The sequence below is a fragment of the Amycolatopsis sp. NPDC051061 genome (assembly GCF_040682935.1).
Classification (GTDB): domain Bacteria; phylum Actinomycetota; class Actinomycetes; order Mycobacteriales; family Pseudonocardiaceae; genus Amycolatopsis.
Genome location: NZ_JBFBBZ010000108.1, coordinates 1 through 7,143 on the forward strand (window position 1 = coordinate 1; position 7,143 = coordinate 7,143).

A 7,143-nucleotide genomic window follows, 5' to 3' on the forward strand; every position below is an offset into this window, starting at 1 on the left:
CAGGCAAGCGCCCCAAGGTGGCCTTCGGTGCGTTCAACGCACCGAAGGCCGCCTTGGGTGCGTCAGACGCAACCAAGGCCACATTGGAACGGCTCACTTTTCCTAGTACCCCCGCTGACCGGGTTCCTCCTGGCTCGCCAGGAGTTCGTCGACCTCCGCGCGGGACGGGCTCGTCGCCGGGCCGTACCGCCCGACCGCGATCGCCGCGGCGGCGTTCGCGCGTCCGGCCGCGACGAGCAGCGGTTGCCCGCGCAACAGTTCCGCCGCCAGCACGCCGGAGTGGGCGTCGCCCGCGCCGTTCGTGTCCACCGGGTCGACCGGGAACCCTGGGACGCGCACGGTCACCCCGTTCTCCACGACATCGCAGCCCTGAGCGCCAAAGCGCGTGACCCGCACCGGGACGGCCTCGACGCCGTCCACAGTGGACATCGTCAAAGCCTCGGCGGCGTTGCACGAAAGGATGTCGACGTACGGCAGCAGGGCACCCCAGACGTCGGGGGCCACGTCTGCCGCGAGCGGACCGGGGTCCAGCAGCACCCGGTGCTCCCCCATCGACGGCAGCCACTCGAGCAGCGCGTCGCGGTTCGACTTCCGGAGGAGGCTGTACCCGGTGACGTACACCAGGTCACCGGCCCGCGGCCGCACCCGGCGCAGGTGCTCGGCCGTGAGCGTGCCCTCGGCGCCGGTCTCGGTGATGAACGTCCGTTCGCCCGCCGCGTCGACCAGGACGACGCACACCCCGGTGTCCGAACCGGCCGGCGGCTGGACGAGCTCGACACCTTCGGCCGCCAGGGCTTCGCGGACCAGGTCGCCGAAGCGCCCGGTGCCGTGCTCCCCCGCGTAGACGACCTCCGCCCCGGCTCGGGCCGCGGCGGCCATCACGTTGAAGCCGCCGCCCGCGGTGAAGCGGACGTCCGAGGCGAGCACGTCACCGCCCGGGGGCGGCAGCGCCTCGACCCGCATCACGAGGTCGACGATGGCCTGTCCGGTGTGGACGAGCCGGCCGGTCATCGACGGATCCTCGCACCACCGAGCGCGGCGTACAACCCGGCGCCCACGGCGAACGTGACGATCCAGCCGAGTCCGTTGGCGCCGAGCCAGGTGCCGGCCAGCGGTCCGGTGAACCAGGCGTCGTCGCCGGTGCCGGCCGTCGTGAACAGGTAGCCGGCGACGATGGCCGCGGCCCAGGCCAGCAGGGCGCGTGGTTCGCAGCCCGCGCGGTACCAGTACGCGCTCGTGCGGTGGACGTTCATCAGCGCCGCCGGGTCGTAGTCCCGCCGGCGCACCATGTCGACGACGAACACCCCGACCCACGCCGTGATCGGCACCGCCAGCAGGCTGATGAACGCGATGAACGGGCCGTAGAACCCGTCGGCCACGAGCATGAAGTACAGCGAACCGAGGAACGTCACGACGATGTCGACCACCACGGCGTAGACCCGCTTGAGCCGGATGCCCAGGGTCAGCGTGGTGAGGCCGGCGGAGTACACGGACAGGTGGTTCGAGAGCAGCAGCCCGCCGAACGCGGCGATCAGGTACGGCACCGCCATCCAGCTCGGCAGCAGCTCGCGGATGGCCGCGACCGGGTCACCCGCCGAGGCGAGCGAGGGATCGTCGGCCGAGACCAGGCTGCCCAGCGAGATGAGCAGCACCAACGGGATGCCCGCGCCCGCCGCGGCGGAGGCGACGAGCGACCCCGCCCGCACGGTGGGCGACTGGTAACGCGACATGTCGGCGGAGGCGTTGGCCCAGCCGATGCCCGTCCCGGCGGCGATGGTGCCGACGCCGGCGATCATCGCGCCGACCGGCGCCGGCGAAGCGGCGAACACCTGGCCCCAGTGGATGCGGGTGAGCAGGCTGACCGCGACGACGACGTTGAGCGCGCCGAAGATCCACGTCGACCAGCGCTGCACGGCGACCAGCACCGCATGGCCGAGACCGGAGACCGTCACCGTGAGCAGGACGAACACCGCCACGCCCGCGATCGTCAGCACCGGAGACGCCTTCGCGTCCGCGTTCGCGCCGAACAGGATCGCGCAGAGGGAGAGGAACGCGAACGCGGCGGTCGTCGTGTTGACCGTCTCCCAGCCGAGCCGGGACACGAGCGACACGATGGTCGGCCCGATGTTGCCCCGGACGCCGAACACCGCCCGCGAGAGCGTGAGCCCGGGCGCGCCACCGCGGCGACCGGCGATCGAGACCACGCCGACGATCGCGAACGACCCGGCGGCGCCGAGCACCGCGACGATGGCCGCCTGCCAGAACGCCAGGTGCTGCACCGCGACCAGCGTCGCGCCGAGCGGGAGCCCGAGGATGCTGATGTTCGCGGCGAACCACACCCAGAACAGCTGCATCGGGTGCCCGTGGCGCTCGCCCGCGGGCACAGGTTCGATGCCGCGGGTTTCCAGCGCTCCCGACCGCTGCGGGCTAGCCACCGTGTCCGCGGCGCCCGTGCCGGGGACCTGAGCTGATTCGACCATCGTTACCTCGCACCTGCAGGAGGCCGTCCACGATGACGGCCAAGTCGAGCCGGTTGACCGCGCGCACCTTATCGACCAGGTGGGCGGGCAGTCCGGAAATCCCGTGGTGTGCGCCGAGGATCGCTCCGCACACGGCTGCCACGGTGTCGGTGTCGCCGCCGATCTCGGCGGCGAGGGTCAGGGCCGCGGCCGGGTCGTCGCCGAGGGTTTCGGCGAGCGCGAAGGCGGCGACCACGGATTCTTGCGCGGCGACCGACGTCCCGATGACCCGGGTGAGCGCGTCGGCCAGGCCGGCGCGGCCCAGGCCCCGCACCCAGCCGCGCGCCCAGGCGATGCGGGCCGCGATGTCCCCGCCGGCGACCCAGTGCCCGCGCAGCGCGCCTTCGGCGGCAGCCTGCTCGGCTTCGTCCAGGGAGGTCTTGAGGTCGGCACCGGCCACGCCGGAGGAAACGGCGGCGGCCACCGCGGCGGCCGCGGCGATCCCGAGCCCGGTGTTGTGGGTGACGCGGCTGGCCGCGACGACGGCGTCGAGGAACCCCTCGCCCAGCGGAGTGGCGATGCCGACGGGAGTGATCCGCATGGCGGCGCCGTTGGTGGCCCCGTCCCGGCCGGCTTCCTCGGCGTCGGCGCCCGCGTCGAGCCGGTCGAGGGCACGCCGGGTCGAGGGGCCGAGCAGGTCGAGCGACCCGCGGCGGATCATGTCCGCCTCCCACTCACGCAGGGCCTCGGCGAAGTCGTGGGCATCGATCCGGCCGTCGCCGTCGATGGCGAGCCGGGCCACGAGCACGGCCTGTTCGGTGTCGTCGGTGATCGACCCGGCGGGCATCCCGGGGGCGATCGGCTGCTCGGCGACGGCGTCGACGAAGCCGCGGATGGGCCCGTAGGCGGCGGCGATGGCCGCGCGCGACATCGACTGCGTCGGCATGCCGAGGGCGTCGCCGATCGCGAGACCGTAGAACGCGCCGAGCGCACGCTCTCGCATCGGCGACCGTCGAGTGAACATGTACAAACATGTACAGCGGCGGTGGCGGGCATGTCAAGCCCAAGGCCGGGTGAGCACGACTCAGCGCGTTCTGCCCAGCTCCGCACCCCGCTCGCCGGCGAAGTACACCCAGGACATCCCGGCCGCGACGCCGAGCATCGTGACCACGCCCCGCGGCCAGAAGATGTGACTGTCCAGAAAGGACACACTCGCGAGCAGGAGCACCACCCCGCCCGGCACCGCCCACCACCCCGCGCGCAGGTTCGCCGCGACGACGATCACCGCGCTGGCCACGAGGAAGCAGGCCGCGCCGATGTGCCCGACCAGGTCGCCGGCCGTGAACACCGCCCCGACGACCGGAGTCGCGCCGTGCTGGGCGTGGACCACCGTGCCCCCGGCGATCCCCGCGACGGCGTCGAGCCCGCCGTAGAACGCCGCGTACCCGAACGCCGCCACCCACCCTGGCCACCGCAACCACGGCGGCGCCTCCCTGAGCAGGTACCACTGCGCGACCGCGAGCAGCGGGAAAACCGGCAGCAGGATGATGTGCAGCGTCGTCCACCAGGGCGCCGTCGCCGCGTCGAGCTGCGCGGGGTGCACCGCGCCGAACCCGGCCAGCAGCAGCCCGGGAACGGCGACGAGGAAGGCCCGCAGTGATTTGGACACCCGGGCGACCCTAGCCCCGGCCGGCCGCCGAACCGGCGAATCAAGGATTAGGAACCCCTTACGGGCCGGGGCGCCGCCGCCCCGGCCCGGCGGGACTCACCGCACCAGCGCGTCGTGGCCGAGGAGGTCGCCGAAGACCGAGACCGCGCGGTCCACCGCGTCGTCGTCGACGCCCGCGTGGGTCACCGCGCGGACGCGGTCGGTGCCCAGCTCCTCCACCCGGACGCCGCGGCGGCGGGCCGCCTCGATCAGCGTCCGGGTCGTGTAGCGGTCGTCGCGGACCTTGAAGAACACCATGTTCGTCAGCGGCGGCCCCGGGTCCAGCCGGACGCCCGGGATGCGCGACAGACCCCGGGCCAGGCGCGCCGCGCGGGCGTGGTCGTCGGCCAGGCGCTCGGTCATGTCCGTCAGCGCCACGATCCCGCACGCCGCGATCATCCCCGCCTGGCGCATGCCGCCGCCGAGCATCTTGCGCATCCGGCGCGCCGCCGCGATCGTCACCCGGTCGCCCACCAGCACCGAGCCGATCGGCGCGCACAGCCCCTTCGACAGGCAGATCTGCACCGTGTCCGCGTGCTTGGCGACCTCCGCCGCGCTGACCCCGAGCGCGACGGCCGCGTTGAACAGCCGGGCGCCGTCGAGGTGCAGGGCGACGCCGTGCGAGCGGATCAGCCGGGACACCTCGCTGAGGTAGTCCAGCTGCAGGGGCAGCCCGCCGCACCGGTTCTGCGGCGTCTCCAGGCTCAGCACCGCCGGCGGCGCGATCTGCGGGTCGCTGCGGTCGACCGCGCACGCCTCGGCGATCGCCGCCGGGTCGATCGTGCCGTCCGGCAGGTTCGGCAGCGGGTCGTAGACGATGCCGCCGCACAGCGACGCGCCACCCGCTTCGTAGACGTACACATCGGACTCGTGCCCGACGATCGCCTTGCCGCCGCGCGGACAGTGCGCCAGCAGCGCGGTCAGGTTCGCCATGGTGCCGCTCGGCATCAGGCAGCCGGCCTGCTTGCCGAGCAGCTCGGCGGCGAGCTGCTCCAGGCGGTCCACGGTCGGGTCCTCGCCGTAGACGTCGTCGCCGAGCGGGGCGCGCGCGGCGGCCTCCAGCATCGTGGGCGTCGGCAGGGTGAAGGTGTCGCTGCGCAGCTCGACGTAGGTGTCCTGGGTGGACGCGGGCTCCGGGCGGAGGGTCGCGAGGTCGTCGGCGAAAGTGGTCACAACAGGCTCCTGGGGGTCAGCGGGTGGCCATGCGTTCACGGAGGCTCCGCGGGCGCATGTCGGTCCAGACGGTGTCGATGTGCGCGAGGCACTCCTCGCGGCTGCCGGTGACGCCGGCGCTCAGCCAGCCCGGCGGCAGGGCGCGGCCGGCGGGCCAGATCGAGTACTGGTCTTCGTCGTTGCGGACGACGGTGAAGGTCACGGGAGGCTCCGGGGGTCGAGGAGGGATCGGACGGCGTCGTCGAGACCGACCTCGGCCTGGCTCCAGCGCCAGCGGCGTTCCTCGGCCGCGGCGCGGATCCGGGCGAACGTCGTCTCGGCTTCGGTGATGGCGGCGAGCACGGACTCCCTCGCCGGGCCCCCGCCGTGCGCCGCGTGCTGGGCGACCTCGGCCGGGTCGAGCGCGGCGAGGACGTGCTCGGGCTGCCCGGCCAGCCGGACGCGGGCGACGTCGTGCAGTGGCAGGTCGTGGTCGAGGGCTTCCTTGGCGATGGCGCCGACTTCGTGGTGGGCCTGCCGGAACGGGACGCCGGCGTCGACCAGCCGTTCGGCGAGGTGGGTGGCCGCGGTCTGGCCGTCGACGGCGCGTTCGTACATCCGCTCCGGCACCGGCTCGGCGCCCTCGACGACGAGCCGCAGCAGCACGACGGCGTCGGTCGCGGCTTCGAGCGCCGACCACGCCGGGGCCACCGCTTCGGTGCCGACGGCGATGGCGTTGGTGAAGCGGGCCGTCGCCATCGCGCTCGCCGACGCGGTGAACGCGCCGAGCGGGGCCAGCGCGCGGCCCTGGACGTGCTCCAGCAGGAACGGGTTCCGCTTCTGCGGCATCATCGAGCTGGACCCGACGACGTCGTCGGCCAGCCGCAGCAGCCCGGCCTCGGCGCTGGTCCACGCCTGGAAGTCGTGGGAGACGCGGCACAGCAGCACGCCGAGGACAGTGGCCGCGGAAAGCTGGCGCAGCACCAAGTCCCGCGACGCCACAGCGTGCAGCGAGTTCGGGATCGGGGTGGTGAAGCCGAGCAGCGCGGTGGTGCGGTCCTGGTCGACCGGCAGCGACGTGCCGCCGGCCGCGCCCGCGCCGAGCGGGTTCTGGTCGAGCTCGGCGCCGGCCTGCCAGAGGCCTTCGACGTCGCGGACGAGCGCGCTCGCGACGCCGGCGAGGTAGTGGCCGTAGGTGATCGGGACGGCGGGCTGGTGGTGGGTGTAGGCGGGCATGGTGACGCCGGCCCAGCGCCGGGCCCGCTCGAGCAGGGCGCGGCCGAGGGCGTCGGACTCGGCGAGCAGGCGTTCGTGCGGTTCGCGCAGCCGCAGCCGGACGACGGTGGCGTTGAGGTCGTTGCGCGATCGTCCACTGTGGAGGATCCCGCCGACCTCGGCGCCGAGGGTGTCGATGAGGTGGGATTCGTAGGCGAGGTAGCGGCCGCGGGGCGCGGGGACGTCGTGCAGCGGCGCGAAGCCTTGTTTCCGCAGGCTTTCGATGCCGTGGAGGAGCTGGCCGGCCCGGGCGCGGTCGACGATGCCGCGTTCGGCGAGCATGACGACGTGGGCGCGGTCGACCTGGCTGATGAGGCCGAGCTCGGCGGCGACGGGATCGGGGGCGGGGGCGGTGTCGCGGTCGAAGAGGATCTCCCTGGCCGCGGCGGAGACGGTGCTGGTGAGCCGGCCGGTTCCGCCTGGGGCGATGGTCATCGGGGTGCTCCTTCCGGGGTGTCCGGGTGGGCTACGGGGGCTCGCCCGGAGGTCGCGAATGACTCATTCGCGACCACCGGCGCCCCGAATGAGTCATTCGCGACGTGGGCGCGG

General features: G+C 73.7%; 7 protein-coding genes. All 7 read right to left on the reverse strand.

The annotated features are described in order from the left end of the window. Window positions 1–102: 102 nt before the first annotated feature. A complete protein-coding gene (locus AB0N03_RS51660; RefSeq protein WP_364388852.1) occupies window positions 103–1,011 on the reverse strand; it encodes a PfkB family carbohydrate kinase in 909 nt (302 codons plus the stop codon). Beyond that, entirely contained in the window at window positions 1,008–2,480 is a 1,473-nt protein-coding gene (locus tag AB0N03_RS51665) for a cytosine permease (protein ID WP_364388854.1), read from the reverse strand. Before AB0N03_RS51665 ends, AB0N03_RS51660 begins: the two co-directional genes overlap by 4 nt. Beyond that, window positions 2,428–3,462, reverse strand: a complete 1,035-nt coding sequence (locus AB0N03_RS51670) for an ADP-ribosylglycohydrolase family protein (protein WP_364388856.1) — start codon at window positions 3,460–3,462, stop codon at window positions 2,428–2,430. Before AB0N03_RS51670 ends, AB0N03_RS51665 begins: the two co-directional genes overlap by 53 nt. An 81-nt stretch (window positions 3,463–3,543) precedes the next feature. Beyond that, the gene (locus AB0N03_RS51675) at window positions 3,544–4,128 is read right to left on the reverse strand and encodes a hypothetical protein (RefSeq protein WP_364388859.1); all 585 of its coding nucleotides are present in this window, start codon (window positions 4,126–4,128) and stop codon (window positions 3,544–3,546) included. A 96-nt stretch (window positions 4,129–4,224) separates the two neighbouring features. Next, on the reverse strand, window positions 4,225–5,340 hold the full coding sequence (locus AB0N03_RS51680; protein WP_364388861.1) for a GntG family PLP-dependent aldolase: 1,116 nt from the start codon (window positions 5,338–5,340) through the stop codon (window positions 4,225–4,227). A 16-nt stretch (window positions 5,341–5,356) separates the two neighbouring features. Next, on the reverse strand, window positions 5,357–5,542 hold the full coding sequence (locus tag AB0N03_RS51685; protein ID WP_364388863.1) for an MbtH family NRPS accessory protein: 186 nt from the start codon (window positions 5,540–5,542) through the stop codon (window positions 5,357–5,359). Next, window positions 5,539–7,029 carry an argininosuccinate lyase gene (locus AB0N03_RS51690; RefSeq protein ID WP_364388865.1) on the reverse strand — a complete coding sequence of 497 codons (1,491 nt, stop codon included), beginning with the start codon at window positions 7,027–7,029 and terminating at the stop codon, window positions 5,539–5,541. Before AB0N03_RS51690 ends, AB0N03_RS51685 begins: the two co-directional genes overlap by 4 nt. Window positions 7,030–7,143 lie beyond the last annotated feature (114 nt).